The sequence below is a fragment of the Halomicrobium zhouii genome, assembly GCF_900114435.1.
Lineage (GTDB): Archaea > Halobacteriota > Halobacteria > Halobacteriales > Haloarculaceae > Halomicrobium > Halomicrobium zhouii.
This window is the reverse complement of sequence record NZ_FOZK01000001.1, coordinates 1,376,910-1,403,269: the sequence shown is the minus strand read 5'-3', so window position 1 is coordinate 1,403,269 and position 26,360 is coordinate 1,376,910. Positions and strand designations below refer to the sequence as shown.

Sequence of the window (26,360 nt, the reverse complement as noted above, 5' to 3'; positions counted from 1 at the left end):
CCACGCGATTCGATTTCTGGACAGACGGCGAGTCGACGCAGCCGAGAATTGTCCGTGTGTGAGTGAGTACCTACGCGAAGCGCGACGCGAGAGCGCCTACCGAGTCGAGGAAGAACAGAAGGAGGGAAGGAGGGAAGGACGGTAGGACGGAAGGAAGGAGATTCAGTCGTCGGTCGACAGTTCCTCGACGCTGTCGACGAGTTCCCTGACGGTCTGGGACTGGGAACCGGTCGCGTCGACGATCTGGGCGGCGGCGGCCTCCGCGTCCTCGGCGTGGCTTCGGGCCTCCTCGATGGTGGTCGTGATACCCTCCACGGCGCTGGCCTGGCTGTCGTTCGCGTCGGCGACCTCGTTGATGCCGGAGGCGGCCTCCTCGACCGCCTCGGAGATGTCGTCCAGGGCGTCCAGGGCGTCGGTTATCTTCGTCTCGGCGCGGAGGATCTGCTCGTTGGACTCCTCGACCGTGTCGACGGTGTCGGTCGCCTGCTGCTGGATCGCTTCGATGTTTCCGGAGATCTCCTCGGTGTACTCGCTGGTCTCGTTGGCGAGCGTCTTGACCTCCTCGGCGACGACGGCGAAGCCGCTGCCGCTCTCGCCGGCGCGGGCGGCCTCGATGTTGGCGTTGAGCGCGAGCATGTTGGTCTGCTCGGCGACGTCCGCGATGATGTCGATGATCTCGTTGACCTGGTCCATCCGGTCGGCCAGTTCGCCGACGCTGTCGACCAGGTCGTCGCTCGTCGCCGTCAGCTCGTCGGTCACCGCCTGGGCTTCCTCGCTGGCGGTGGCGCCGTCGTCGACCGCATCCAGCGCCCGCGTCGCCGCGGAGGCGACCTCGCTCGACGTCGCCGCGATCTCCTCCATGCTGGCGCTGACGTCCTGGACGTCGTTGGCGGCCTCCGAGAGGATCTCGTTCTGGGCGGTGACGTACGCCTCGACGTCGTGGGCGGCGTCTGCCGACTGGTCGGTCGCCGAGGCCAGCGAGTTCGCGCTCCGGTCGACGCCCTCGATGAGACCCTCGAGCGCGCTCGCCATCTCGTTGAGTTCGGTGACGACGGCGAGCAGCGACTCGTCGACGTGGTCGCCTTCGTTGTCGAAGGAGGCTCGCGCCGACAGGTCCCCGTTCTGGATGTCGTGCATCGTCTCCTCGAGTTCGGTGACGAGCGCGGCGGTCTGCTCGTGGCGGAGCGCGTCGTCGGTCCGGTCCTGGACCATCTCTACGACGCCGAGCAACGCGCCGTCGTCGTCGTAGATGGGCGCCGCCGAGAAGGAGATGTGGACCTCCTCGCCGTCGGGATCGACCATGACGCTCGTGTCCCGATACAGGGTGAAATCTGCCTCCTCGACCCGCGGCACGTCGTACTCGGCGTCGGTCGCTTCGGGCGCGTCGAGCACCTTGTCCGCGAGCGTTTGCCCACGCCGCCCGTCGGGATAGAAGGCCATACTCGCCATCTCCATGGACTGGGCCGCCGCCTCGGAGACGCCGGTGAGGTCTTCCAGCTGCGAGTTCCAGGTCAGAATCTCGCCCTCCGGGTCGAGGACGAACAGCGGCGTCCCGACGTGGTGGAGTACCCGGTGGTAGTCGAGTCCGTCGCCGGGGGCCGCGTTACCGACCGTCGACGCGCCGTCGTCACCACCGCCGTCCGCCGCGTCGTAGGCCCCGACGCCGGCCGCGAACACGTCCGTCGACGCGCCGAGGCCCTCGACCAGCATCGCCTCGCTCTCGTCGAGCGCGGCCCGCGCTTCGGGGTCGAGTCGCTCCCGGAGTTCGTCGAAGACGGCGCCGACGATGGCCTCGTTGGCCACGCGCTGGGAGGCGACGAACGTCGACGCGTCGATGTCGGCCTCCCGGTAGTCCTCGACGAGCGCGGCGACGTCGGCCTCGTCCAGTTCGAAGAGACCGGTCAGGTGGGCGTCGCCGACGGCCGCCCCGTCGGCCGACCCGTAGAGCGACCCGAGCTCGTCGAGCGACGGGTCGTAGGCCGCCGCGAGCGACTCCCGCGTGCCACCGCCGGCAGCGCCGACCACGGCACCGCCGTCCGGTTCGAGTGATCGGGTCTCCCTGGTCCCCCATCGTCGCGCCAGCCACCTGCGTACGCGTGTGAAGCGTGGGTCTGCCATCAGTAGTGACACCTATTGGCACATCGATCATGATACTCCGGGATAAACCTACCTCGGCCATTATCGATGGGGATAATCCGAGCCCGCGAAACCCTCGCGAGGAGACGGGAACGGCCCGGTCAGCGGCGGCGCCCGGTCACTGGCGAGGCCCGTCCTCGACGCCCTCGAGCCCCGCGTCGGTGACGCGGAAACGGGCGCTCTCGCCGGCCGGCTGTGCACGGTGTTTCTCCAGCGTCGCCCTGCGGTTCCCGCCCCGGAACCGTTCGAGCCGGACGATCGCACCCGACCAGTGGTTGAGCGTGTGGCCGCCGAGCGCCCGACTCCGGTCGCCGTCGGGGTCCGAGAACACCTGGTTCGTGAAACAGACCGCCAGGTCGTGTTTGCGGGCCAGCGAGAGCAGGTGGGTGATCTGGCGGGCCACGTCGCGGAGCGCCTCGCCCTCCTCCTGGGCGGTGCGTTCCAGCCGGTAGAACCCCGTCGCGCTGTCGAGGACGATCAGGTCGAGTTCCGCGGCCAGGTCCGCGGCGTCCTGGACGGCCTGTTCCTGCTGTTCGTAGTCCAGCGCGTCGGAGATGATGATGCGACCGGCCAGATCCTCGATGCTGTCGTCGGTCCGCTCGGCGCGGGCGCCGGCGACCTGCTGCATCCGGTCGGCGGAGAGCCCCTCGGTGTCGATGTACAGCGACGACCGGCCGCTCGCGGCCACCTCGACGGCGGCGCTCAGCGCGAGGTTCGTCTTCCCCGAGGCGGGCGGCCCGTAGATCTGGGTCACCGCACCCCGCTCGAAGCCACCGCCGAACAGCTCGTCGATGGCCTCACAGCCGGTCGGGACGTGTGTACTCACGGGAGAGGGTAGGGGAACGGGTGATTAAACGCTGGCGAAGCTCAGGCCCGCGCCGGGAGGTGACGAGCGAGCGCGTCCGCGACGGCGTCGGGGTCCGCCAGGTCGTCGGTCGCCAGCCGAACGTCCACCCGCCAGGGACGACGGACTTCGATGGCGTCGTCGGTTCGGTCCCAGCCCTCGAACGCAGACCAGGGCAGCAGTCGCGTCCGGAGCGGTTCGTCGACCGCCAGTCCCGCCGACGTCACCCGATAGGTGCGTGACCGGCCGACGACCGACGTGACGAGGCCCAGGGAGAAGCCCATCTGGCAGAGCGTCACCAGCCAGTCGAACCCCGCGACGACGCCGGCGAGCCACCCGATGGCGGAGAGGCCGGCCACGACGCCGGCCACGGCGTACACACGGTTTCGGGGACCCTGCGGCCAGCCCGCCTCGAAGGCCAGCTGCTCGGCGGCGTCCTCGAGGACGGCGTTCGCGTACCGCGAGCGGGCGAGCGCGCCCAGCAGAGTCCCGACTAGTGCCGCGAACAGGCCGAAGAAGGCGCCGAGGACCGAGAGACCACCGGCGTACTCGAAGGTGGCCAGCGCACCGGCGGCGACGACCACCCCCATGACGGCGGGGAGCCACGCCAGCGGTGACGATCCGAGCCGGGGAACCAGCCCGGGATGACGGCTGAAAACCAGGCCGGCCAGTGCGAGCGCACCGACGCCCGTCACGAGGAACGTTCCGTAGAGGACGCCGGGCTCGGTCCAGCCGGTGACCGACACCGCGAGGAGGACGGCTGGCGAGAGTAGCAGGGCGAGGTAGAGGCCCGCGGCGATGCCGAACACGGGGTCCGAGCGCCTGACCGGTGTCGGGTCCGCGACCTGGAGGGCGGGACGGGACATGCGAGGCGCTTGGTCCGGGGGTGAGAAAACAGTTGTTCCCGAAACGAGACGAGGTCGCGACCGTCGCTCTCACTCCGCCGCGGTGGACTGGAACTCCAGAACGGCGACGGTCCCGCGAGGGTCGTTGTCCTCGAACCAGACGGTACCGCCGTAGAGATTCATCACGACGGAGACGAAGTAGAGACCGAAGCCGCTCGCAGTCTGGTTCGTCGCGAGGGCCCGCTCGAAGACCGACTCCTTCATCTCGTCGGACATCCCCGAGCCGTTGTCGGCGACGCGGACCTGGACCCGGTCGGCCGCCAGCTGCGTCGAAATCTCTACGCGCGGTTCGGTCGCGTCGTTGTGGTCGACGGCGTTGCGGATCACAGTGTCGAGGACCCGGCCGGCGAGTTCGTTGGCCCGCACCTGCAGGTCGTCTCCGACGTCGACTGTGACGTCGACGGACTCGAACTCCAGTGCGACCCGCTCGGTCCGCGACCGCAGCAGCGCCGTCAGGTCGACTGCCTCGAAGCGCTCGCTCTCCGTCGCGGTGACGGTGTCGTTGAGCGCTCTAATCTCGTCGCTGAGCGTCGCCAGGTCCTCACACCAGCGCTCGATGACGTCGATGTGGGACTCCTGAGACGGCTCGACGTGTGCGCGCAGGTGGTCGGCCCGTCCCTGGATCACGAGCAGGGCGTTCCGCATGGTGTGGCGGAGGACGCCGTTGAAGAACTCTATCTGCTCGCTCCGGCGCTCGACGGAGGCCCTGCTCTGTCTGAGCGCCCCCTCGCGCTCGACCTGCGAGAGCGCCACCTGGGTCGTCCGCGCGAGGATGGCGGCGAACTGCTCGTCGTCGCTGGCGAAGCCGAATTCCTCGCGCGACCCGATGGCCACGACGCCGTGGTCGCCGAGCGGGAAGAAGGTGAAGACGGTAAACGGGGACCCATCGTCGACGGTGAGCGTCCGCTGCTCCCCGGACTCGAAGGCGTCGAAGGGGACGCTGTCGGGGCCGATCGTCAGGTCCTTGTCGTCGTAGTATCCGGCGGTAGTGTCTGTGAGCGCAGCCGGTTGGAGCGTGGTCTCCGCGTCGTCGACGAGAAAGACCCCGGCGCCGTGGTGGTCGAGGGCCTGTTCGAGGAAGTCGACCGCCAGTGACGCGATTTCTTCGTCGGTGGACGCGGCGATGAACCGCTGGGTCGCCGCCTGGAGGGCTTCGAGGCGGTCCTGCCGACGATGCTGGCCGGTCACGTCCCGGAGGACGACGAGCCGACCCCGCTCGGTGTCGTGCTGGTCGTCGATGGTCTCGACCTGGGGGTCGTAAAAACGTGTGACGCCCCCGTCGGTCGCGTGCTCGGTCGGGACCGAGTAGATGCCCTCCTCGGTGAGCGAGCGGATCAGTCCGGGAGCGACGTCGGAGACGTACTCGCCCTCGACGTCGTCACCGACGAGCGCCGCGGCCGCCGCAGGATTGCTGTCGACGACCCTGTCGTCCCTGTCGAGGACGAGAACCGGGTCGGGCAACCCGGCGATCAGGACGTCGCTCGCGAGCGGCGTCACGGACAGGAAGTTGTGCCTGAACAGCCCCCAGCCGATGATACCGCCGCTGAGAACGAACGTCATCGGCGTGGGATCGAGTCCCGGATGAGACAGGAAGCCGGTGTAGAACGCGACGTTCGCGAAGAACGGGGCGACCGAGCCGACGACGACGGCCGCTGCCTGGCCCCGGTGGGCCGTCCGCGTCCGGCGGAGGAGTCGAAAGAGGACGAGGTAGACCAGCACCATGACGACGTACGCGAACGCCAGGTGGACGGTCTTGGCGGGCCCGACCGGTACGACGGGCGCCGTCACGCCGGCGACCGTCTGGAACGTCACGGCGGCCGGACCGGTCGCGAGCCCGTGGAGCGGGGCGGTCACCGAGAGGAGGATGTAGATCACCGGGTACGCCCAGAGGAGCGCGAGCCACTTCGGCGCGAGCCACTCGTCGTGGCCCCCGTAGGCCAGGACGAACGTGAGTGCGAGCGGTGGGACGTGCGTCGACGAGACCCGGACGATCCGGTCGAACAGGTACGCCTCCGCCGTCGTCGTGGCGACCATCTGGGCGGCGGCGAAGACGCACCAGCCGGCCACGGCAACCATGAGCAGGGCGAACTGCGTCGCTGCGGGTCGCTCGCGGTTGTTCCAGGCGATCGCGGCCACCACCAGACCGACGAACGCGCCTGCGAGGCTCCCGGCGGCGACGAGTGTCAGCGTGTGGGCACCCATAGCAGTCGGTATACCACCTGATTACCAGACGCTGGCTTAGTGCTTCCGGGCGAATTTTCACGTGTGAGACTGACGAGGACGCCACTGTTGGCGAACGGACCAGCCTGTCCTCGCGACGTTCCGAGCCGGCGGCGGACCACCACGGTCCGCTACCTTTTTGCCGGCACTGGGAAAACTGCGAGGTATGCTGACCGTCCGGGCGCCGGCGACGAGTGCCAATCTCGGGAGCGGCTTCGACGTGTTCGGCGTCGCCCTCGAGCGCCCGGCAGACGTCGTCCGCGTGGAGAAGGCCGACCGGACCATCATCGACGTCACCGGCGCGGGGAGCCAGTTCATCCCGGAGGACCCCGAGAAGAACACCGTCGGGGCCGTCGCCGAGGCCCTGGACGCTCCCGCGCACATCCAGATAGACAAGGGTATCCGGCCGGCGTCAGGCCTGGGCTCCTCGGCCGCCAGCGCGGCCGCGGCCGCCGTCGCGCTGAACCAGCTGTACGACCGGGGCCACTCACGAGAGGAACTGGTCCCTATCGCCGCCAAGGGAGAGGCCGTCGTCTCCGGCGACGCCCACGACGACAACGTCGCCCCCTCCATCATGGGCGGGTTCACCATCGCCACGCCCGACGGCGTCACGAAAGTCTCGGCCGACATCCCGCTGGTGGCCTGTCTCCCCGACATCGTCGTCTCGACGCGGGACGCCCGGGAAGTCGTCCCCGACGGCGCCCGCGTCTCCCAGCTCGTCGAGAACGTCGGCAACGCCGCGACGCTGACCACCGGGATGCACCGCGACGACCCCGAACTCGTCGGCCGGGGGATGGAGGACACCGTCGTCACGCCCGCCCGCGCGAAGCTCATCGACGGCTACGAATCCGTCCGCGAGGCCGCCTTCGACGCCGGCGCGACGGGCGTCACCATCAGCGGCGCCGGTCCCGCGGTCATCGCCGCCTGTTACGAGCGCGACCAGCGCGCCATCGGCACGGCGATGCTGGACGCCTTCGACGACACCGGCGCCGACGCGACAGTGTACCAGACGCGCATCGGACAGGGCGCGACGGTGTACTAGTTTTTGGTAGTGGATTGCCTCTCAGTATATTCTATAGTGACTACGGCCCCTCCTGCGCCCGCAGGTTTTGTCCCCTCGATCGACGAATCGAAATAAGCGCATTTTAGCCCCGACCAAGTAACCGCTGCGTGGACGTGTCCCCGAAGAAAATCAAGCTGGCACTGCTCACGCTACTGATGGTGCCCCTGATCGCACTGGTTTTTCTCGCGGGCCTGGCAGACGGGGGGCCGTTCGGGCCGGTTCAGGGGACGCTGATTGCCCTGTTCTTGGCCGGAGTGTACTTTCTGCGGGGCGGTAAGGAGTTCCTCACTGCGGCCCAGACCGGCGTCGCACTCACCGGTTTCGTGCTCGTCATATCCGTCGCCTACGCCGCGGCGGTATACGCCGAGGGCGGGCAGGTGAGTGTGGACTCGCTGGCCACGTTCGGGTTCGTGCTCGTCCTCGCCATCGGGTACACTGTCGTCTCGGGCGTGGCCAAGCGATACCGATACGAGTGACCGTCCGAGAGAGTGCCAGACGGGACAGGGACGAGTCCTCGCTCGACGACCAGCCGGGTCCGACTCCGAACGGCGTCTGTCTTCCCCCTTCGGCCGTGCCTCTACTGGACCCCCCTCGTCACCCACAGTATAGAGGGACATTTATCACGTCAGCAGTGTTACGTGATCGCATGCCACGGATCCGGCCGGAGTTCGACGCGGGGGCTCGGGGGCGGCCGACGAGCCTCGCGACCGCCGGTCGGGTCCTGACGCGGGCGGGCACAGTCGTCGCCCTGACGGCGGCACCGCTCGCACTCGTCACGTTTCTTCTCGTCCTCGGTGACGCGCCGACGATGGACGCCGGACTCGATTCCGCCGTCGCGGCGACCACCGGTCCCCTCGCAATGGGTGGCGGCCTCGGCTGGCTCCTCCACGTCGCGGTGCTCGGAGTGCTCGCCGGGACGTGGGTAGTCGGCGCCGGACTGGTCGTCTCCGGCCTGGCGGACTAGTCGTCTGGTTCCCTGACGGGGTGGTCGTCGACGCTCCCGACGCTGGCGTCGATACCGTCGCCGTCGGCCTCACCGTCCGCGAGCGATCCGTTCGCGTCCTCGGCGGCGGCCGTCGCGTCCCGACCCGAGACGGTCCGCTGGGGGTACGGAATCGTGATCCCCTCTTCGTCGAAGGCCGCCTTCACGGCGGTGACGACGGCCGAGACGGCGCGCCACTTCCGGGGCGGCGAGGGGTGGTCGATCCAGTAGCGGAGTTCGAGGAGGATGGCCGAATCACCGAACGCCTTCGGGACGACCTGGGGCTGGGGCGAGGTCACGACGGCGTCGACGTCTTCCATCGCGTCGAGGGCGACCGCTCTGGCCGTCTCGACGTCCGCCTCGTAGTCGACCCCGACGTCGGTACGGAGTCGGAGCAGTCCCTTCCGGCTCCGGTTCGTGATGGAGCGGTCGCTCACCTGGTCGTTGGGGATGACGACGAACTCGCCGTCGAAGTTCTCCAGGCGCGTGTTGAAGATGGTGATGTCTGTGACGACGCCCTGGTTGTCGCCGATCTCGACCCAGTCGCCGATGGTGAACGGCCGGGAGAACATCAGGACGAAACCGGCGATGAGGGAGCCGAGCGTCTGGCGTGCGGCGAAGCCGACGACGATGCCGAGGAACCCCGCCCCGACCAGCAGACCGCCGACGTTGACCTCCCACACAGCGAGGATGGTGGCCCCCAGCGTGACGAAAATCGTCACCTGGCCGACGCGGAGGAGTATCTCCTCCTGGTGTTCGGTCATCCCGTCGACCTGCCGTGCGACCTTCGCGATGAACCGCTGCAACTGGTCAGAGGCGACGAAGGCGACGGCGACGATCAGCACCGTCTTCACGGCGTCGTACAGGTTGGGTCCGACAGCATTCCGCAGGTCGTCGGCCGTCGTCGAGAGGTCGACCACCCCCCAGACGACGAGAAACGCCGTGACGACGGCGACCAGCACCGTCAGCTGGGCGGTCCGGAGGAGCAGTTCGGCGAAACTGGTTGGGACGTACCGACTGGCTCGTTCGACGCCACGTACGGCCCGGTCGGTCTGGCCCGTCTCGGCGAGCAGCGAGCGAACGCGACCCGCGACGGCGGGGAGAACGAAGATGCCGACGACGAGCGCGCCCGCGAGCACGAGGCTGGCGACGAGGCGCCCCTCGGACGCGACGAGCCCCTCCAGGAATCGCTGGAATCCCGTGGCGACCTCGACGAGCCCGTCCCCCGCCGTGGACTCACCGGACGTCAGGCTCGGCGTCTCCGTCGCGGATCCACCGGACGTCTCGTTCGACGTCGCCGTCGCTTGCATGCCCCCCACTCTCGCCTCGGAGAACTTGGGCGTTACCTTCGTTTGCGAGGATACGCCGTCCGGCGGTTCTGGGGCCGTCGTGACGGCAGGCCAACACGTTAAGCCCGCGGCGCCCCAACGGACGGCCATGACCACCGACGCGACGTGGCAGTCCGTCCGCGACCGTTGCGAGGTGCTCGACCACGACGAGGTGCTCGTCACGCCCAACGACGAGCGCGTGTTCGTCGTCGAACGCATCGAGGACGACCGGGTGACCGTCGAGTTCCTGGACGGCGGGAGCCGCGACCTCCGGCGCGACCAGTTCGACGTCCTCGCCGACTCGGTGGACGACGAGGGGCTCGACCTCGATTCGCTCCCGCCCGGCGTCGGGCCGTACGTCACCGTTCTGAGCCTCGCGCCCCAGTACGCCGTCGAGGGGGCGGGAGCGGGAGCCGGGACGCTCCGGCGGGCGGACGCCACCGATTCCGACCCGGACGACGTTCCCATCGAGAGCCCGTTCGTCCGGTCCCGCTGGGACGTCCGCCGGCCACCCGAGGAGGTCCACGACGACGCTCTGCTCGTCGCCGACTTCCTCGAACGTCACGACGTCACCGCACTGGAGGAGTTACCGGCCGAGGAACTGGTCGACGTGTACGTCCTCCTCTCGGACGTCCAGTGGGGCGCCGACGACCTGCGACGCGACGTCGGCCGCGACCTGCTGGACCACGTCGGCCCCGACGGCCGGTTGCACGGCCAGTACGGGACGGTCTCGCGGACGCGACGCGAGCGCCGGACGCTGAAGGACGAGGACGTCGTGCTGGAGGTGCTCGACGAGGCAGGGGTTCCAAGGGAGTGGGTTCTCGGCGTCGACGAGGACAAACTCGACGTGGTGCTGGCGACGAGCGAGATCGGCGAAGCGGAGGTGTACGACGTCCACGAACAGTACTACGTCCAGAAGACCGGCGTCGAGAGCGACGCCAAGCGCTCGCGACTGCAGGGATTGAAAGACAGGCTCGCGGCACTGGAAGACGAAGAGGCCGCAGAGCTACACGAGGAGATCGACGCGCTCGAAGATCGGATCGACGACGTGCTGGCTACGGGATAGTCGTCCGTGGAGCGATATCGCGGTCCGCCGTCGGAAGCGCCGCAGACGGCCGGGAAGAACGGGCGACGGCGAGCGCGCCGCAGTCACTCGGTCGCGGTTGCGACGGCGGAAGCGTCGCGCCCGGACGACGCGGCGTCACCGAACCGCCGCCCGAGTGTGAACAGCGGCACCCCGAGGGCGGCCGTCACGATGGCGTGTCCCGCGAGCATCTCCGGCGAGACCAGCAGGAGACCGACCTGGTCGACGAAGGGGAGCGCGGCCGCGGCTGTACCGAGTACGACGACTGCAGGGAACGCGAGCCGTCCCGGGTGGTCCGCGCCCGCGAGGACGCCGAACGGCAGGAAGACGAGCGGGCTGGCTAGCAGCGCCAGTACGTTGCTGAAGGGCGCGCCGAGGACGAGGACGAGTGTCCAGGCCGCGACCGTGACGCCAGCGGACCGCTCGCCGATAGGTGGAGAGACCCCGTTCGTTCTTCCGGCCGCGAGCAGCACTGCTGCGGTCAGGAACACCTGCGGAACCAGGAGGACCCCCACTACCGCGAGGACGAAAGCGAAATCCGCATCGACGACACCGCCGCCGACAGCGACGACCGCGTAGAGGCCCGCACCGACCGCGAGGGCCCGAGTCACCCGATTCGGGTCGCCGAGAGCCGCCTGCAGGTGCCGGCCAGCCAGGAGCAGGCCGGTTGCCACGAGCGCGAGCAGGCCTGCCGGGACGAGCGCGAACTCCAACAGCCCCGGAGCCGCCGCTTCGAGTCCGTGCCAGCGGATCACGGCAGCAGTCGCCGTCTGCGAAGCGACGCCGCCGTCCGGGGCGAAGGCGACCACGCTATCGCGGACGAGGACCGTCTCGCCAGCGGTCCAGACGCTCCGGTTCCCCTCACTGGACGCGCCCGATGGCGCGTGCGTGACGACCGTCGACGGAGGCCCCCTGACCGTCACCTCGTCGGCCACGAGACGGGGGTTGCCGTCGGCAGAATCACTGGCGACGGCGTCGAATACGACCACGCCACCGGGGTAGCGCTGCGCAGCGTCGTCGACGGTGAACGTGACGACGACCAGCCGCTCGTCGAGCGTCACCGAGAGGTTCCGCGGGTTGTCGACGACCGTGTACCCGGACTCGTAGGTCCGCTCGACGGTCTGCTCCAGCAGCGTCCGGTTCGCGGCGAAGTGCTCGGCACCCCGCTCGTCGACCCAGACCCGTGCCGTCCAGCGGCTGCTACCCGCCTCGGCGACGCGGACGTCGAGTTCGCTCTCGACCACGGTGACGTTCGCACCGAGGTCCGCCGCGGTCTGTTCGAACTCGTGGCCGCAGACGCCGCAGACGTCCTCTGGCGGCGGCGCCGCGGACGTAGCAGGCGCGACCAGCGGGAGGGCGAGCAGTGCAGCGACTGCGAGGAGGGCGTAGCGGGGCGAACGCATCGGGCGAACGAACTCGCCCCAGGTGACAAATAGCTGGTGACTAGACGGGACTGGTCGAGGCCCTCCTCCGGTCGGCGCCGGTCTAAACGCCGCGGCCCTGCATTTTCTCTTCCTCGGGGAGGTCGGCGTTCGCGTCGCCCTTCATCCCCTTGCCGATATTCGAACTGATCTCCGCGAGCGTCTCGGGGTCGTCCCAGTTGTTGACCGCTTCGACGATGGCGGTGCCCATCGCCTCGGGGTCCTCCGCACCGAAGATACCCGACCCGACGAAGATGCCGTCGCAGCCGTGGTGCATCATCAGCGCCGCGTCGGCGGGCGTCGCGATGCCACCGGCGGCGAAGTTGACGACCGGGAGGCGGCCCATCTCTGCGGTCTCGTGGACGAGTTCCGCGGGCGCCTCGTTCTCGCGGGCCCACCGCTCGCGCTCCTCGAACGTCTTGCCCTGGAGTTCGCGGATGGCGCCCTTGATGGTGCGCTGGTGGTGGACGGCCTGGTTGACGTCGCCGGTGCCGGCCTCGCCCTTGGTCCGGATCATCGCCGCGCCCTCGTCGATGCGGCGCAGGGCCTCACCGAGGTTCCGGGCGCCGCAGACGAACGGCGACGTGAAGTCGCGCTTGTCGATGTGGTACTTGTCGTCCGCGGGAGTCAGGACCTCGGACTCGTCGATCATGTCGACGCCCACGGCCTCGAGGATCTGGGCCTCCTTCGTGTGGCCGATGCGGGACTTGCCCATCACCGGGATGGACACCTCGTCGATGATCTCCTCGACGTCGGCCGGGTCGGCCATCCGTGCGACGCCGCCGCGCTTGCGGATGTCGGCCGGGACGGCCTCCAGCGACATGACCGCGACCGCGCCGGTGTCCTCTGCGATCCGGGCCTGCTCCCGGTTCACGACGTCCATGATGACGCCACCCTTCTGCATCTTCGCGAAGCCGCGCTTGACCAGTTCGGTCCCGCGCTTTAACTCTTCGAGATCGGTTTCCGTCATTGTCGAGGGTTGGATGCGGGGTCACTTAACGCGTGTCCTTCTCGCAACGGGAGTTTATGTGGGTTGGAAGGGCGAGTTCGGGGGGCGACGAAGGATCGACACGCTCGGGAGCAACGAACGAGACTATCGAAAGCACGTCGAAAGCCCTCGGCGCGCTCTCAAGAGACGGAATCGGGACCGCCAACAATCAGAAAGCCCTCGGCGCCCTCCGGTCCCGGGGCTTGCTGCGCCCGGGTTCCCGGAGTCCGCCTCGCCCTTTCAGTCCACCGTCAGAGCAAGCTCTGACGAGCCCTCGTTCGCTTCGCTCACGAGGACTCCAGGGACAGCGCAGCACCGCAGCCCTGCCCTTCCCCTTTCACGCGAGCGAAGCGAGTGTGGGCTCGAAAGACGAGGCGTGCCGAGTCTTTCGGTGGGTCGCGAGGGCGCGACACCGTCGCGCCACTCGCTCCCGGCCGTACCGGGTGGTTAGGAAGCGTGATTCGCGCCGGACGGCGCGAATCCGGGGAGGTTTGGTGGACGAATCGTGAGCGCGTTTCATCGCGCGAGCAACGTAGTTCCTGGTGGACTGAAAGGGCGAGGGGGGCTCGCGCTGGAAGGCAGTCGCTCAGCGGGCACTACCCGAACGGACGTGAGGGTATCCCGCTGAGCGGCCGCGAGCGCACCGAGGGCTTTCGAGGTGTTTGTAGTAGAGCTAGAACTCCTATCGAACAGTCCGAGTACCTCCAATCGGTAGAAACATCTACGCCCTCACCCTCCATCCCGAAACACCGCTATCGTTTTCCTGCCGCGAGCCAAGCACCGTCACATGGCAGCCATCGAGGACGCGGGTCGCCGGCTCGAAGGACTCGTCGCCCGGTATTTCGACGGGCCGTTGCCCCCGAGAGAGGACCTCCCGCGCTACGTCGCGCCCCTTCCCGGGTGGCTGGAGGATCTGGGGCTCCGGCTCGCGTACCCCATCGCTATCGTCAACCTGCTGGGGACGCTGTTCGGGTTCTGGTACTACGGCTTCCACCCCCTCCCACTCTCGGACCCCCTCTTCGTCAGCCAGTTCGCGCGGACGCCGACGGTGATGTGGCCCTTCGTCCCGGACAGCCCGGTGGCGACGCTGTTCATCGCGCTCTCGCTCATCGGCTGGAAACGCGGCTGGCAGGCGGAGTGGATCCACGCGCTGGCCTTCTTCGGCTGTATCAAGCTCGGCCTGTGGACGCCGTGGGTCCAGCTCGTGATCAACGGGCTCGGCGACACGCCGCTGTGGATGTACCACTTCCTCGTCTGGAGCCACGTCGCGATGGCCGTCGAGGCGTTCCTGATCCACCGCTACAGCGACTTCCCCGTCGGCGCGGTGGCCGTCGCCGTCGGGTGGTACCTCTGGAACGACGTCGTCGACTACTTCGTCCCGCTCGTCGGCGACCCGCACCACACCACCATCGGCGCGGAGTGGACCGGGACGGCCTTCGACCACGCGTCGCAGGCCCACGACCTGGCTGCGGCGGCAGCCGTCTTCCTGACCGTGCTGGCCACCTTCCTCGCGCTGACGACGCGGGTCGAGAAGCTCGAACTGGAGCGCTGACGCGGAACACGGGCGCTGACGGTTCCACGGGCTTTATTACGGCACTCGCCGGCCATCCGGGCATGTCCCTGGACGTCAGTCGGCGGTTCCTCGACGACGGCACGGTTCTCGTCACGATACTCGGGTTCTGGGCCGCCGTCGGCTTCCTCTTCCCGCCAGTGGGTCAGTCGTTCGCCACGAACGCGGGCACGGTGATGGCGCTGCTCTACGCCGCGATCCGGGGCGTCGCGCTCGCCGAGCACGCCGCTCCCGCCTACAGCGACCCGACACCGAAGGGCGTCCTCGGCGACAACGCGACGGCGCTGTTTGCGGCCGGTCCGTGGCTACTGGTCGCCTGGCTCGTCGTCAACTTGCCGTGGGTACACGGCGAGTACGTCGGCCAGTTCCTCAGGCTCGTCGCCTTCGCGTTCGGCTGGACCGGCGTCGCCATCGTCGTGACGTATGCGGTGGGAATCGGCGTCGCCGCGCTCCGGGACCTCGGGACTATCGAGTAACGCCGTCCAAGAGGTCCGATCTCGTTCAGCCGCGGCGACGGAACGGAATCCATAGAACCCCGGATTGAGTACGCACTCGCGATGAACGAACGGCTCCTGACGCGCGAGGGCGACCCGGTTATCGGCGAGTTCGTCGAGCGGGACAACCGCTTCGTGATCCGCGTCGACTTCGGCGACGAGGTCGGACGGGCCTTTCTCGGCGACCCCGGCGCGCTCCGGGACGTCCTGGTACCAGGTTACGAGGTCCTCTGTGAACCCGTCGACGACCCGGAGCGGGCCACCGATTACGACGCCATCGCGATTCGCGTTTCCGAGGCAACCACTGCCGACGCCAGTGAGCCGGTCCACGTCAGCCTCCGCGCCGCGCTCGCCAACGACCTGTTCGCCAGCGCGCTCGACGGCGGCCAACTCCCGCAGTTCGACTGGGCCGACGAGATCTCCCGAGAGCCCGCGCTCCCGGACCACGGCCGCACCGACTTCCACCTCGCGACGGACGGCGACGGCTCCCGGGAAGCCTTCGTCGAGGTCAAGTCGGCGACCCACGTCGAGGACGGGGTCGTCAAGTTCCCGGACCGCCAGACCGAGCGGGGCCGGCGCCACCTCCGGAGTCTGGAGTCCGCCCTCGCCGACGACACCGAGGCCCACCTCGCGTTCGTCGTCCAGCGACCCGACGTCGAACGGCTCCGGCCGTTCCGCGAGGTCGATCCCGAGTTCGCCGACCTGCTGGCCCGGGTCAGCGAGGCCGGCGTCGAGGTCCACGCGCTCGTCACGGCGTTCGACCCGCCGCACTACTCCCTGCGCCGAACGGACCTGCCGGTCGAACTCGACGCGTAGGGCCCGGTCGCCCCGGCCACTGCCCCTCACTCCGCGAAGCCGTTCTCGGCGATTTGCTCGCCGATAGCCTCGGGCAGGAACTGTTCGCTGTTGGTCGTCGGTTCGAGCCACCCGCCCTCGCAGTAGTGAGCGGGGTCGTCCGCGCACCGGCCGTCGGCCTCGATGCGACCGACGACGTTGTGGAGGAGTTCGTGGTTCATCGTCTTGCGCTGTTTCAGCTCCGGCCGGTCGCCGTTGACGATAGAGAAGTGGCCGCCGACCCGCCCCATGCCGACGTACCGGCCGGCGTCGAACTCGACGAACATGACGACGCGGTAGGGCCCGTAGGCGTCGCCAGCGCGGGCCTTCCCGTCCTCGACGAGCGCGCGGAAGGAGCTGCTGGAGCCGTCGAAGGTGTGCGACTGCTCGACCGTCCCCCGGTCGTCGACGTGGAGCGTGATCCCCATCGAACCGTCGGCGTTGGGGACCGGCATCTCGGCCCAGTCGTCCTCGATGGCGTCGTACGAGGACGGGCCCGCCGACGCCGTGTCGGTGTACACCTGGACGTAGAGGTCCATCCGCGTCGGGTCGGCGTCGGGAATCGGAACGCCGGTCTCCGTCTCGCCCCTGACTTCCGCGGCGTCGGTGAGGCCGTCACCATCGGTGTCCACCATCGTCGGGTCGGTGCCGATCTCGGCCTCCCGGCCGTCGGAGAGGCCGTCCCCGTCCGTGTCGGGGTCGCTCGGGTCCGTCGGACCGTCCACCTCCTCGCCGTCGTCCAGCCCGTCGTCGTCCGTGTCGGCCACCGTCGCGTTCACGGCCGTCGATTCGACTTCCCGAGCGTCCGAGAGTCCGTCCCCGTCAGTGTCGGCCGCGGCCGGGTCGGTCCCGAGCGCCACCTCACGCGCGTCGTCGAGGCCTTCGTCGTCGGTGTCGACGAGCGTCGGGTCCGAGTCCAGTGCCACTTCGCGACCGTCGTCCAGACCGTCGCCGTCCGTGTCGGCAGTGCTGGGATCGGTCCCGAGCGACCGTTCCCGCCCGTCCGAGAGCCCGTCGTCGTCCGTGTCGGCCACCGTCGGGTCCGTCCCCAGGTCCCGTTCGCGGTCGTCGTCGACCCCGTCGCCGTCGGTGTCGGCCGTCAACGGGTCCGTCCCGTCGAGCAACTCCGTCGCGACCGGGCGCGAGTCGCCGTCGACGTCGAGCACGTTGGTCGTACCGAGGGCACCGGCCGTGCTGGTAAAGAGAAGGGCGGAGACCAGGACCGCGGCCCACTGGGACATCGATTACCTCACAGACACCGATCCCGTTACTTACCACTTTCCTCTCGTTCAGGTTTGTCTTCATGTCTGATACGCCCAGTACGTATCACGGGTGCTCACTGGTTGCGTGTGAGCGACGCAGCTACTGGGTCGCTGACGTTTCGATCGGACCATTGCCGTCAGTGGGTCACTCTCGAACTGAACAGCCAGGAGTCAAATCACGCAGAAGCGACAACGAACCCGTTCGTCAGACGGAGAGCTCGTCGTCCTCGTCGCCGGAGTGAGCGCGGACCCAGAGTTCGCCGATGCGGGAGAGGCGCGTCCGGTAGGACTTGCCGTGTTCCTCCTGCTCGATGTAGCCCTTGCCGCCGGGGCCCAGGCGGTCGACGTTGTAGATGACCTTCGAGCGGAAGCTGTCGGTGTACTCCTCGCCGAGTTCGCGGGCGAGTTCGTGGGCCAGTTCGCTGACGCTCTCGAACTCGCCGTGTTCGCCCAGCGTGAAGAGGATGACTTCCTCGAACGGTTTGACGTTGGAAAAGAGCGCGACGGGGAGTTCGACGACGTGGCTGCCGCCGACCTCCTTGGCACCGATGGTCGTCCCGCGCTCGTCGAACTCGTCGAGCAGGTCCTCGGCGGCCCGGTGGCGCTCGTCGACGCGTTCGGCCAGTTCCTCGTCGTCGACCTCCTCGACGACGTCGTCGAGGAGGTCGCGCTGCTCGCGTAGTTCCTCGGCGAGTTCGGTCTCCAGGTACTTCTCCGGGACGGTGTAGTAGGTGTGGACCCGCTGGCGGTCCTCCTCGCGCTCGACCATGATGGAGTGGGCCGCCGTGGCGAAGGCGAAGGAGACGGTGCGGGGCATCGCGGAGATGTTGACCCACACCGCCGCGTCGTCGGCCCGGTCGAGTTCGGCGTTGATCAGCGCGAAGGCCTGCTCGAAGGCGGCGTCGTAGTCGTAGACGTCCGCGACGACGACGCGTTCGGTCTCGGCGCCCAGCAGATTCCGGTAGTCCTTCTCCAGTTTCTCGGCGAGGTTGCGCGAGTACTCGACGTTGGCCTCGCTGCCCACCGCCCCCTCCAGCAGGATGACCCGGTCCACTTCGAGGTGTTCGCGCACGAGCGGCGCGATGAGCCGGTCGTAGTCGAAGCCGACCGGCACGATGTGGGTCTGCATACCTGACATAGCGGGCCTGTGGGTATAAAAAGGACCAGAATCGATCCTACGCCGTCTCGACGGAGCGGGAGTCGGTCAACACCTTGTACAGCGCCCCGAGGAGGCCACCGAACAACAGCGTCGCTCCCATGGCGAATATCACCAGCGCGAATAGCTTGACAGGGAGCGGAGCGACGACCAGCCCGATCGCACTCAGGTACGAACAGATGCCGACGACGACGGCCACGGCGTAGAGTTTTAGCAGTTCTCCACCGGTCGCGTACCGGAACGCGTCGAGCGCGGTGATCTGACCCATACATTACGGTAGAACTACCGGAGAAAAATAGCTACGATCCGTCCAACAGACCACTTCGGCGTACCAGCCACGGTCGAACTCGGCCGACCTTACGATTACTCCGAGACGGGCTCGAAGTCGTCGTTCCCGCACTCACAGCCCCCGTCGGTTCCGATGGGCCGCAACTCCCCCGACGCGGTAGTCTGGACGGGATAGACGCTCCCACACTCGCTACACCGTCCCAGCGTCTGGGGAGTACCCCCCGAATTGTCACCATTACCCATGAACGATCTACCGACGGAACGGATAATAAATGTCAGTTCCGTAACGGCGCGAGATTTGGACTGGATGACCCGCTGGAAGCGACGTTTCGTGAATCGTTCGGGGCCGTCCCCCGCTCAGTCGCTCTCGACGCCGGAGACGGCGTAGAGTGACGAATCCTCACCGGGCGAGGGGTTCGTCGCGAGCGAGAAGACGACGGTCAACAGCAGGCCGAGGAGCATCCCGACGATAGACGCCGACCAGCCGAGGTAGTACTGGGCCGGGTCGGCGATGAGGAAGACGTTGACGAGGTAGAACAGCTGCGCCCCGCCGAGACCGACGTACATCCCCCAGCGCGTCGTCCGGGGCCAGTACAGCGCCAAGAGAACTGGCAGCGCGAGCTGGGCGAAGCCCCCGAACGCGGTGTCGCCGATCTCCACGAGCGTCCCGGGAGAGTAGAGGCTGGCGACGAACGAGAGCGTCGCGAAGATGACGACGCCCACTCGGGCGACCAGCGCCTCGCGGCCATCTTCGTTCTCGGTCGCGCCCGCTTCGCCTGTCGCGCTCGCACCCGTCAGCGGCCGGTAGATGTCCCGTGTCAGGTACGACGCACCGGACAGCAGCATCGAGTCGCTGGATGACATCATCGCCGCCATCGCCGCGGCGACGACGGCGGCCGTGAACCAGCCGGCGGTGTACTCGTTCAGGATGGCCGGGATCACGTTGCCGTTCTCCGGCACGGTGACCCCGAGACCGGCGGCCCAGGCGCCGAGCATAAACGCCGGCACGAACAGGAGCACGACGAGTATCGGCCACAGCGCGAGCGTACGCTTGAGCACTTTCTCCGAGCGAGCGACGAAGAATCGCTGGTTGATCTGGGGGAACATCGTCACGCCGAAGGCGATACTCACCGCCGTCGAAATCACGTACTGCGGCGAGTAGAGCCCACCACCCAGCGCGAGGAACTCGGGGTTGGCCTCCCCCATGCTGGCCGTCGCCGAACTCAGGCCGCCGACCGCGGAGAGGACCCACGCGACGGCGGCCCAGATGAGCCCGAGCATCACCAGTCCCTGGAGGGTGTCGGTCCAGGCGACGCCGCGCATCCCCGAGACGGCGACGTAGACGATCATGAACAGCGTGATGGCGCCCGCGCCGACCCAGAACGGCACCGCGCCGTCGGTCAGCCCGACGATAGCCTGGCCGGCGCCCTGTTGCTGGATCATGACGTAGGGAAAGAGCCAGAAGATGCTGACCGCGGCGACGCCGCCCCGCAGCCACCGCGAGCCGAAGCGGTCCCCGAGCATCTCGCCGAGCGTGACGTAGCCGTGCTTCTGGCCGACGAGCCACTGCTTGTACCCCAGGACGTACCAGAGGACGGCGAAGATTATCCCGTCCATCAACCCCATCACCAGGATCCACTCGGGCCCGGCATTGAACGCCAGGTTCGGGCCGCCGAAGAAGGTGAACGCCGACAGCAGTGTCGCGAACGTGGTGAACAGGAGGACGACGGTTCCCAAGGTTCGGCTCGCGAGGTAGTAGTCCTCGGCGGTGCGGTCGGTCAGGCGGTAGGCGACGACGCCGATGGCAGCCGCCAGGACCATGTACCCGCCGACGATGGCAAGCTGGAGTGCGGTGTCAGCCACGCCTGGTCACCTCCGCGCTGTCCTCGCCGTCGACCGGGTCCTCCGCCTCGGTCGTCCCGCCGTGTCCGGCGTCGGCCCGAACGATACCGATTCCCCACGCGCGTTTCGTGAAGACGTAGAAGACGACCGACGCGAGCGCCATCCAGCCGACGTGCCACCAGACCCACAGCGGCAGGCCGGCGACGACCGTCGCGTCCCGCCAGAGGAACCACGGCACGGCGAGCGCGACGAGCACGAAGGCTACGGCGGCCCATCCTGCCAGCCGGAGTCGGCCCTCTTGGTCTCCACGCGCCGCGTTCGCGCCACTCATGATTGGCGTATCGTTGGACTGGTCGCACATAGTAATGACGAATCTCTCAGAAGAGACGTATCGAAGAGAAATTCTGTTCGAATCGTCTGATCGGAGAATCCGACGGCCGTCAGTAGAGCCGGGTCCCGTTGGGGACGTCGCGTTCGGGTTGCAGGTGGACGACGTCGCCGTCCGCGTCGTCGACGCCGGTGACCAGACACTGGCTCTCGAACCCGGCGATGTTCACTGTCCCGAGGTTGACGACAGCGAGCACCTGACTACCGAGGAGGTCCTCGTGGTCGTAGTTGTCCGTCAGCCCGGCGGCAGACTGGCGGACCTCCTCGTCGAAGTCCACCTCGAGTTTGTACACGTCCTTGTGCGCTTCGGGGAAGTCCTCGACGGAGACGACTTCGCCGACGCGCATCTCAACGTCTTCCAGGAACTGTGCCGGATCGATGTCGTCCTCTTCGATGCCCATAGCTGGCACTCTACCGCCAACTCGTAAACAGTTGTGTCGGGTCGATGACGGCAACAGGCGCGTCGCCGTAGCTATTTCAGGGCGCGATCCGAAGCAGGTGGCATGCAGACCGCGATTCAGCTGTACACCGTCCGCGATATCGAGAAACCGCTGCCGGAGATTCTCACCGACGTCGGCGAAGCGGGCTACGACGGCGTGGAGTTCGCCTACAGAGTCGAAGACGCGGACCACACCGCGGTCCGGACCGCACTCGACGACGCTGGCCTCCAGGCCGCCTCGGCCCACGTCGGTATCGACGCCATCGAGGACGACGTGGACGCGGTCGTCGCGGCCGCGGACGCGCTCGGCTACGACGACGTCGTCGTACCGTGGCTCGACCCCGAACACTGGGAGAGCGTCGAGGCGGTCGAGGCGACCGCCGCCCGCCTCTCCGGACTCGCCGAGGAGCTGTCGGAAGCGGGCCTGACGATGCACTACCACAACCACGACCAGGAGTTCGTCGAGACCGACGCGGGCGTCGCCTACGAACTGCTGGCCGAACAGACCGACTTCATGCTCGAACTCGACGCGGGGTGGGCGCTCGCGGGCGGCGCGGACCCCGTCGAACTGCTCCACCGGTACCGTGACCGGATCTCACACGTCCACCTCAAGGACGTGAACCTCGACAGCGACGAGGTACCGGCGCTCGGCGAGGGTGACCTCGACATCCCCGCCGTCGCCGAAGCGGCCCACGAGATCGGCGCCGAGTGGCTCGTCTACGAGAACGACGAACCGCGCGACCCCGTCGCGGCGATCCCCCACGGCGCCGACGTGCTGTCGCGGCACGTCTGAGACGGACGGTCGTAACTGTTCCCGGCAGGCATCGTCGTTCGGGGGAGGGCGTGACCGTGACACAGCGTATCTGTGGCGGCGAACCGACACCGAATTACGACAGTCCGTCTGAGACGCTTGGTCGACGTTTTCGCCCGGGTCGGCAGCTATTTCAGTCGCGACACCGAATTTACTACCAATCCACGCGGTGGCGCGAGTGCCGACCGCCGCCGCACCCAGAGGACAGTATGTACGATTCAGCCAAATATCTCATCCACGCCGACATCACCGCCAACGGAGTCGTCGAGCGAAACGACGTCGTCGGTGCCATCTTCGGCCAGACCGAGGGGCTCCTCGGGGAGGACCTGGACCTCCGCGAGCTACAGGACCACTCCAAGGTGGGTCGCATCGACGTCGACGTCGACTCGGAAGGCGGTCAGTCCTTCGGCGAAATTACCATCGCCAGCGGGCTCGACCGCGTCGAGACGGCACTGCTCGCGGCCTCGCTGGAGACCATCGAACGGGTCGGTCCCTGCCGGGCGACTATCGAGGTAAGCGACCTCGAAGACGTCCGGCAGGCGAAACGACGCACCGTCGTCGACCGGGCGACGGACCTGCTCGCCGACCTCGAAGCGGACGCGGTCACCTCCGTCGACATCGTCGACGAGGTCCGCCAGCGCGTCCGGGTCGAGAACGTCACCGAGTACGAAGGGTTCCCCGCCGGCCCGCGCGTCGCCGACAGCGACGCCGTCGTCGTCGTCGAGGGCCGCGCCGACGTCCTCCAGCTCCTGCAGTACGGCGTCAAGAACGCCATCGCCGTGGAGGGAACTGACGTCCCCGAACCGGTCGCCGAGCTGACGAAGCGCCGGACGGTCACCGCCTTCCTCGACGGCGACCGCGGCGGCGAACTCATCATGAAGGAACTCACGCAGGTCGGCTCGGTCGACTACGTCGCGTTCGCCCCGCCCGGCACCGGCGTCGAGGACCTCTCTCGCGGCCAGATAACCGCGGCGCTCCGGGAGAAGGTGCCCGCCGAGACCGTCGTCGAAGCGACCGAATCCAGCCCGTTCGGCGAGCGAGAACCCGACGCGCAGTTATCTGACGACGAGAGTGCGGCCGGCGACGGTACGCCCGACGGCACCCCTGATCCAGCCGGTGACGGGCCCGACGTCGCCGGATCCACCACCGACGAGTCCAGCGCAGGCGACGCCGCCGCGGAACAGGCCACTGGCGAGATGGCCGAGGCGGACGGCGGAACCGCGGGCCAGTCTGCGCACACCGACGCTCCGATATCCAGGGCACCCGGCGACGGCGCGGCGTCGGCCGAAACGGCGTCGACGGTGGAAGTGACGGCGGGGGAGACGACCGCCACCGCCGAGTCGTCGTCCGCGACAGCGACCGACACCGCATCGAGCGAGACGACCAACACGGTGGCGGGCCACGTCCAGGCAGTCATCGCCGACCACACCGGCCGGGTTCGGTTGCTCGACGAGACGGCGCGAGTGCTGGAGGAAGGGGCGGTCGAGGACGCCTTCGGCCTCGTCGACGAACTGGACGCCGTCCCCGAGACGGTCGTGCTCGACGGGCCCGTCACCCAGCGCCTGCTCGACGTGGCCGCTCAGCGCGGCGTCCGGCACGTCGTCGGTGGAAGCGAGGGCGAGTACGTCAAACAGCCCACCAACGTCCGCGTGCGGACGATAGACGACTTCTAGCGGGGCCGGACCCGGCGATACTAGAGGGACCTGGCCAGCACGACCGCGTCGCCGTCGTCGTAGTGGTCCGGCACCTCGTCGACCGCGTCGAAGCCGAAGGTTTCGTAGAAAGAACGCACCCGGTCGTCGTCGGCCCGCGCAGTCAGCCGGATAGTTTCGAACCCCGCCGATCTGAGCCTGTCAAGCAGCGCGGCCAGCAACTCGGAGCCGTACCCCTGGCCCTGTTCGGCTGGTGCGACGGCGAGTTCGGCGACGTACGCGACGTCGTCGCCGTCGACGACGAGCGCGTAGCCGACCGGCCGGTCCGTCTCAGCGACGAGGCATATCGGCGGGCCGTCGACGCCGAGTTCGAGCAGGTCGGGCCAGTGCTCGTCGAGTGCAGCCTCCTGAATCGCACGGAGCGCTCGGTAGTCGGCCGGTTCGGCGGGCCTGATCATGCGAGAACGAGGACGGCGAGCGCCACGCCGACGACGGCCGCCGCGACGGTGGCCAGCAGGTTCACGCCCTGGTTGTCGACGAGGCGGCCCTCGATAGTGGCACCGAGGAGGCTGTCGACGGTCATCCCCGCGACGCCGGCGCCGAGGACGATGACCGCGCCCACCGCGTCGACGGGGTCGAACAGCGCACCGGCGATGCCCGCGATGATGCCGGCACCGACGAGCCCGGCGACCTCACCCTGCCAGGTGATGGCACCGTCGGTTCCGGGGTCGACGCGCTCGAACGTGGTGATGAGCCTGGGGTCGTCGTAGAGCCCGCCGATCTCCGAAGAGAGTGTGTCGCTCATCGCCGCGGCCAGCGACCCGGCGAAGGCAAAGAGGAACAGGAGTGAGTCGAGGTCGGGGACGTCCTGGCTGGCCGCCCAGCCGATGACGGCGACCAGCGCGACCAGCGAGTTCGCCAGGACGTTGCCGCTGCCCCTGGCGCCCTCGTTCTCCTCGGCGATGCCGCGGCGTTCCTTCTCCTCGTAGCGGAACTTCGAGGCCAGTCCCCCGAGGCCGAAGAAGGTGATGAGCATGGCGAACCACCGGAAGTCGCCCAGCACCATCGTCAGCAGGCCGAGGAAGACGCCGGTGAGCATCCCCGGCAGCGACGCGGTGTCGAGCGCGTAGGCGACGTAGCCCAGCGCCACCGTCACGGCGAGCGCGACGGCGATGCGGGTGGTCGTCACGTCTTCGAGGGGCAGATCGGAGAGGAGCCACAGCAAAAGACCGATAGAGACCATCACGAGGGGGTCGTCGCGCTCGAAGAGGACCGACCGGAGGAGCGCCCCCAGGAGCGCACCGCTGGCGGCGAGGAAGGCGACGACCGCGACGAACTCGCCGGTCAGGTCGATGCCGACGAGTCGTGCGGCGACGGCCTGGCCGACGACGGCCCCGGCGAACCCGCCGACGACGAAGCCGGCGGTCGAGAGGATGCGCTCGCCGGTGAACGCGTCGGTGGCGTTGCCGGCGACGTTGCCGACGCCGAGGACGAAGACGCTCCCGACGAACACCCACGTGGGCAGCCCGAACTGACCGGCCAGCAGTGCGAGACCGGCGGCCGCGAGCGAGAACCCGGCGAGGCCGTACAGCGTCCCGTCCTGTCGGTCACCGGGACGGGCGAACAGGTCGAACAGGGCCCGGTCGTCGTCGACGGTCAGCGCGAAGGCGGCGACGAGCACGAACGGTGCCGCCATCGCCGCCGTCGCGACGAGCGACGGTGCCGCCCCGAGCGGCGCGGCGAGAGCGGCGACCGTGTCGGACCCGGTGCCGACGACGACCGGGGCCAGCAGCGCCAGGCTGCCGACGAGTGCGAAGGCCACGGCCCGCCGGACAGTCGATGTCACGTCCCGCCGTTCCGCGGAGAGGCACTTACCCTTTCCGGACTTCCCCACGTCAGCGCCCGCCAGCGGCCCCGCCTGTCGACGTATCACCACTTTCGTGTTCGGAGCGGCGTCGCCGCCGGGGACCCCGTCGAGTAGTGAGTTTTAGGAGTACCCCTGCCGAAGTGACAGGCGTGCCACTCTACGACCGGTACCTCGCTGCCCGCCTCCAGTCCAGCGACGCCGACCTGCCCGAGACGGTCGCGCTGGTCATCACCGAGCGTGACCTGCTGGAACCGGACGCCTACGACACGCTGGAACAGTTCCTCGATCTGGCGTTCCAGTTCGGTACCGAGCAGGTGGTCGTCTACGTCAGCGTCCTCGACGAAGGCGCGGTGCCGACGCTCCGCCGGGAACTCGAACGCGTCAGGGCACCCGGCGAAGTCGCCGTCCGCGGCCCCGACGACGACGAGCAAGTAGACGCACCGGTCCAGATTTCCATCGGCCTCGGCGGGAAACACGAGTTCGCCACGGCGGTCAAGGGCCTCGCCGAGGAGGCCAGGGCCGGCGACCTCGACCCCGAAGACATCGACGAGGACGACGTCGACCGACGGCTCGTCTTCCCGACGGCGCCGGACCTGGTCATCAAGACCGGCGCCGAACGGCTCTCGGATTTCATGATCTGGCAGTCAGTCTACTCGGAACTGTACTTCACCGACGTGAACTGGCGGAACTTCCGCGAGCGCGACTACCTGCGGGCGCTGCGGGATTACCAGGACCGTCAGCGGAGATTCGGCCGGTAGGCCGAATTACGTCGCATCTGTGATGTGAC

Annotated in this window: 26 protein-coding genes; 10 read left to right on the top strand and 16 right to left on the bottom strand. The window is 68.4% G+C overall.

The genetic code is table 11. The annotated features are described in order from the left end of the window. Nucleotides 1–162 precede the first annotated feature (162 nt). From BM337_RS06480 to BM337_RS06465, 4 genes are all read right to left on the bottom strand, one after another. Entirely contained in the window at nt 163–2,118 is a 1,956-nt protein-coding gene (locus tag BM337_RS06480; RefSeq protein ID WP_089815055.1) for a methyl-accepting chemotaxis protein, read from the bottom strand. Between the two features lie 136 nt (nt 2,119–2,254). Then, nucleotides 2,255–2,962: a DNA repair and recombination protein RadB gene (radB, locus tag BM337_RS06475; RefSeq protein WP_089815053.1), complete on the bottom strand. Its 708-nt coding sequence runs from the start codon at nt 2,960–2,962 to the stop codon at nt 2,255–2,257. A gap of 41 nt (nt 2,963–3,003) precedes the next feature. Then, on the bottom strand, nt 3,004–3,846 hold the full coding sequence (locus BM337_RS06470) for a PH domain-containing protein (RefSeq protein WP_089815051.1): 843 nt from the start codon (nt 3,844–3,846) through the stop codon (nt 3,004–3,006). A 69-nt stretch (nt 3,847–3,915) separates the two neighbouring features. After that, complete coding sequence (locus BM337_RS06465; protein WP_089815049.1) at nt 3,916–6,087, bottom strand: sensor histidine kinase; 2,172 nt, start codon at nt 6,085–6,087, stop codon at nt 3,916–3,918. A 184-nt stretch (nt 6,088–6,271) separates the two neighbouring features. Here BM337_RS06465 and BM337_RS06460 point away from each other — a divergent pair, with 184 nt between their 5' ends. From BM337_RS06460 to BM337_RS06450, 3 genes are all read left to right on the top strand, one after another. Further along, nucleotides 6,272–7,147, top strand: a complete 876-nt coding sequence (locus BM337_RS06460; protein WP_089815046.1) for a homoserine kinase — start codon at nt 6,272–6,274, stop codon at nt 7,145–7,147. 128 nt (nt 7,148–7,275) lie between these two features. Continuing rightward, complete coding sequence (locus BM337_RS06455) at nt 7,276–7,644, top strand: hypothetical protein (RefSeq protein ID WP_089815042.1); 369 nt, start codon at nt 7,276–7,278, stop codon at nt 7,642–7,644. A 170-nt stretch (nt 7,645–7,814) separates the two neighbouring features. Next, nucleotides 7,815–8,132 carry a hypothetical protein gene (locus BM337_RS06450; RefSeq protein WP_089815040.1) on the top strand — a complete coding sequence of 106 codons (318 nt, stop codon included), beginning with the start codon at nt 7,815–7,817 and terminating at the stop codon, nt 8,130–8,132. Here the strand turns inward: BM337_RS06450 and BM337_RS06445 are convergent. Beyond that, entirely contained in the window at nt 8,129–9,460 is a 1,332-nt protein-coding gene (locus BM337_RS06445) for a mechanosensitive ion channel family protein (protein WP_089815038.1), read from the bottom strand. The two genes, BM337_RS06450 and BM337_RS06445, sit on opposite strands and share 4 nt — an antisense overlap. A 127-nt stretch (nt 9,461–9,587) precedes the next feature. Here BM337_RS06445 and BM337_RS06440 point away from each other — a divergent pair, with 127 nt between their 5' ends. Then, nucleotides 9,588–10,544: a DUF7983 family protein gene (locus BM337_RS06440; protein WP_089815036.1), complete on the top strand. Its 957-nt coding sequence runs from the start codon at nt 9,588–9,590 to the stop codon at nt 10,542–10,544. Nucleotides 10,545–10,627: 83 nt separating this feature from the next. On the opposite strand, the gene BM337_RS06435 is transcribed toward BM337_RS06440, so the two are convergent. Together BM337_RS06435 and pdxS are read right to left on the bottom strand one after the other, a co-directional pair. Next, a complete protein-coding gene (locus BM337_RS06435; RefSeq protein WP_089815032.1) occupies nt 10,628–11,965 on the bottom strand; it encodes a hypothetical protein in 1,338 nt (445 codons plus the stop codon). 82 nt (nt 11,966–12,047) lie between these two features. Beyond that, entirely contained in the window at nt 12,048–12,953 is a 906-nt protein-coding gene (pdxS, locus tag BM337_RS06430) for a pyridoxal 5'-phosphate synthase lyase subunit PdxS (protein WP_089815029.1), read from the bottom strand. Nucleotides 12,954–13,758: 805 nt separating this feature from the next. Here pdxS and BM337_RS06425 point away from each other — a divergent pair. The 3 genes from BM337_RS06425 (at nt 13,759) to sfsA (ending at nt 15,851) form a co-directional block, all read left to right on the top strand. Then, entirely contained in the window at nt 13,759–14,523 is a 765-nt protein-coding gene (locus BM337_RS06425) for a DUF1405 domain-containing protein (RefSeq protein WP_089815027.1), read from the top strand. A gap of 62 nt (nt 14,524–14,585) precedes the next feature. Then, complete coding sequence (locus BM337_RS06420; RefSeq protein WP_089815025.1) at nt 14,586–15,017, top strand: hypothetical protein; 432 nt, start codon at nt 14,586–14,588, stop codon at nt 15,015–15,017. Nucleotides 15,018–15,098: 81 nt separating this feature from the next. Then, a complete protein-coding gene (gene sfsA, locus BM337_RS06415; RefSeq protein WP_089815023.1) occupies nt 15,099–15,851 on the top strand; it encodes a DNA/RNA nuclease SfsA in 753 nt (250 codons plus the stop codon). 26 nt (nt 15,852–15,877) lie between these two features. Here sfsA and BM337_RS06410 read toward each other — a convergent pair whose 3' ends face one another. The 7 genes from BM337_RS06410 to BM337_RS06385 form a co-directional block, all read right to left on the bottom strand. Beyond that, nucleotides 15,878–17,110, bottom strand: coding sequence for a hypothetical protein (locus BM337_RS06410; protein ID WP_089815021.1), 1,233 nt, complete (start codon nt 17,108–17,110; stop codon nt 15,878–15,880). A gap of 226 nt (nt 17,111–17,336) precedes the next feature. Next, nucleotides 17,337–18,260 carry an HFX_2341 family transcriptional regulator gene (locus BM337_RS06405; protein WP_089815019.1) on the bottom strand — a complete coding sequence of 308 codons (924 nt, stop codon included), beginning with the start codon at nt 18,258–18,260 and terminating at the stop codon, nt 17,337–17,339. A gap of 46 nt (nt 18,261–18,306) precedes the next feature. Beyond that, on the bottom strand, nt 18,307–18,555 hold the full coding sequence (locus BM337_RS06400; protein ID WP_089815017.1) for a hypothetical protein: 249 nt from the start codon (nt 18,553–18,555) through the stop codon (nt 18,307–18,309). A 95-nt stretch (nt 18,556–18,650) separates the two neighbouring features. Beyond that, nucleotides 18,651–18,818, bottom strand: a complete 168-nt coding sequence (locus BM337_RS21015; RefSeq protein ID WP_177227220.1) for a hypothetical protein — start codon at nt 18,816–18,818, stop codon at nt 18,651–18,653. 114 nt (nt 18,819–18,932) lie between these two features. Then, on the bottom strand, nt 18,933–20,438 hold the full coding sequence (locus tag BM337_RS06395; RefSeq protein ID WP_089815015.1) for a sodium:solute symporter family protein: 1,506 nt from the start codon (nt 20,436–20,438) through the stop codon (nt 18,933–18,935). Then, the gene (locus BM337_RS06390) at nt 20,431–20,748 is read right to left on the bottom strand and encodes a DUF3311 domain-containing protein (protein ID WP_089815602.1); all 318 of its coding nucleotides are present in this window, start codon (nt 20,746–20,748) and stop codon (nt 20,431–20,433) included. The genes BM337_RS06395 and BM337_RS06390 overlap by 8 nt, the downstream gene beginning before the upstream one ends. A 109-nt stretch (nt 20,749–20,857) precedes the next feature. Further along, nucleotides 20,858–21,205 (bottom strand): tRNA-binding protein, encoded by a 348-nt coding sequence (locus tag BM337_RS06385; RefSeq protein WP_089815013.1) that lies wholly within the window; start codon nt 21,203–21,205, stop codon nt 20,858–20,860. Nucleotides 21,206–21,307: 102 nt separating this feature from the next. Between BM337_RS06385 and BM337_RS06380 the strand changes: the two genes are divergently transcribed. Next, nucleotides 21,308–22,036 carry a sugar phosphate isomerase/epimerase family protein gene (locus BM337_RS06380; RefSeq protein WP_089815010.1) on the top strand — a complete coding sequence of 243 codons (729 nt, stop codon included), beginning with the start codon at nt 21,308–21,310 and terminating at the stop codon, nt 22,034–22,036. 227 nt (nt 22,037–22,263) lie between these two features. Next, entirely contained in the window at nt 22,264–23,727 is a 1,464-nt protein-coding gene (dnaG, locus tag BM337_RS06375; protein ID WP_089815008.1) for a DNA primase DnaG, read from the top strand. A gap of 20 nt (nt 23,728–23,747) precedes the next feature. Here dnaG and BM337_RS06370 read toward each other — a convergent pair whose 3' ends face one another. Together BM337_RS06370 and BM337_RS06365 are read right to left on the bottom strand one after the other, a co-directional pair. Next, a complete protein-coding gene (locus BM337_RS06370; RefSeq protein ID WP_089815006.1) occupies nt 23,748–24,164 on the bottom strand; it encodes a GNAT family N-acetyltransferase in 417 nt (138 codons plus the stop codon). Next, on the bottom strand, nt 24,161–25,552 hold the full coding sequence (locus tag BM337_RS06365) for a DUF92 domain-containing protein (RefSeq protein ID WP_089815004.1): 1,392 nt from the start codon (nt 25,550–25,552) through the stop codon (nt 24,161–24,163). Before BM337_RS06365 ends, BM337_RS06370 begins: the two co-directional genes overlap by 4 nt. Before the next feature lie 170 nt (nt 25,553–25,722). Here BM337_RS06365 and BM337_RS06360 point away from each other — a divergent pair, with 170 nt between their 5' ends. Beyond that, nucleotides 25,723–26,331, top strand: a complete 609-nt coding sequence (locus tag BM337_RS06360; RefSeq protein WP_089815002.1) for an undecaprenyl diphosphate synthase family protein — start codon at nt 25,723–25,725, stop codon at nt 26,329–26,331. Nucleotides 26,332–26,360: the final 29 nt, after the last annotated feature.

Excerpts from the sequence above, each read along its gene's own strand:
- BM337_RS06425 (WP_089815027.1), top strand. The coding sequence starts at position 13,759 with ATGGCAGCCATCGAGGACGCGGGTCGCCGGCTCGAAGGACTCGTCGCC.
- BM337_RS21015 (WP_177227220.1), bottom strand. The coding sequence starts at position 18,818 with ATGGGTAATGGTGACAATTCGGGGGGTACTCCCCAGACGCTGGGACGG.
- sfsA (WP_089815023.1), top strand. The coding sequence starts at position 15,099 with ATGAACGAACGGCTCCTGACGCGCGAGGGCGACCCGGTTATCGGCGAG.
- BM337_RS06405 (WP_089815019.1), bottom strand. The coding sequence starts at position 18,260 with ATGCAGACCCACATCGTGCCGGTCGGCTTCGACTACGACCGGCTCATC.
- pdxS (WP_089815029.1), bottom strand. The coding sequence starts at position 12,953 with ATGACGGAAACCGATCTCGAAGAGTTAAAGCGCGGGACCGAACTGGTC.
- BM337_RS06440 (WP_089815036.1), top strand. The coding sequence starts at position 9,588 with ATGACCACCGACGCGACGTGGCAGTCCGTCCGCGACCGTTGCGAGGTG.
- BM337_RS06465 (WP_089815049.1), bottom strand. The coding sequence starts at position 6,087 with ATGGGTGCCCACACGCTGACACTCGTCGCCGCCGGGAGCCTCGCAGGC.
- BM337_RS06450 (WP_089815040.1), top strand. The coding sequence starts at position 7,815 with ATGCCACGGATCCGGCCGGAGTTCGACGCGGGGGCTCGGGGGCGGCCG.
- BM337_RS06385 (WP_089815013.1), bottom strand. The coding sequence starts at position 21,205 with ATGGGCATCGAAGAGGACGACATCGATCCGGCACAGTTCCTGGAAGAC.
- BM337_RS06470 (WP_089815051.1), bottom strand. The coding sequence starts at position 3,846 with ATGTCCCGTCCCGCCCTCCAGGTCGCGGACCCGACACCGGTCAGGCGC.
- BM337_RS06400 (WP_089815017.1), bottom strand. The coding sequence starts at position 18,555 with ATGGGTCAGATCACCGCGCTCGACGCGTTCCGGTACGCGACCGGTGGA.
- BM337_RS06480 (WP_089815055.1), bottom strand. The coding sequence starts at position 2,118 with ATGGCAGACCCACGCTTCACACGCGTACGCAGGTGGCTGGCGCGACGA.
- BM337_RS06420 (WP_089815025.1), top strand. The coding sequence starts at position 14,586 with ATGTCCCTGGACGTCAGTCGGCGGTTCCTCGACGACGGCACGGTTCTC.
- BM337_RS06410 (WP_089815021.1), bottom strand. The coding sequence starts at position 17,110 with ATGTCCCAGTGGGCCGCGGTCCTGGTCTCCGCCCTTCTCTTTACCAGC.
- dnaG (WP_089815008.1), top strand. The coding sequence starts at position 22,264 with ATGTACGATTCAGCCAAATATCTCATCCACGCCGACATCACCGCCAAC.
- BM337_RS06460 (WP_089815046.1), top strand. The coding sequence starts at position 6,272 with ATGCTGACCGTCCGGGCGCCGGCGACGAGTGCCAATCTCGGGAGCGGC.
- BM337_RS06370 (WP_089815006.1), bottom strand. The coding sequence starts at position 24,164 with ATGATCAGGCCCGCCGAACCGGCCGACTACCGAGCGCTCCGTGCGATT.
- BM337_RS06390 (WP_089815602.1), bottom strand. The coding sequence starts at position 20,748 with ATGAGTGGCGCGAACGCGGCGCGTGGAGACCAAGAGGGCCGACTCCGG.
- BM337_RS06435 (WP_089815032.1), bottom strand. The coding sequence starts at position 11,965 with ATGCGTTCGCCCCGCTACGCCCTCCTCGCAGTCGCTGCACTGCTCGCC.
- BM337_RS06380 (WP_089815010.1), top strand. The coding sequence starts at position 21,308 with ATGCAGACCGCGATTCAGCTGTACACCGTCCGCGATATCGAGAAACCG.
- BM337_RS06445 (WP_089815038.1), bottom strand. The coding sequence starts at position 9,460 with ATGCAAGCGACGGCGACGTCGAACGAGACGTCCGGTGGATCCGCGACG.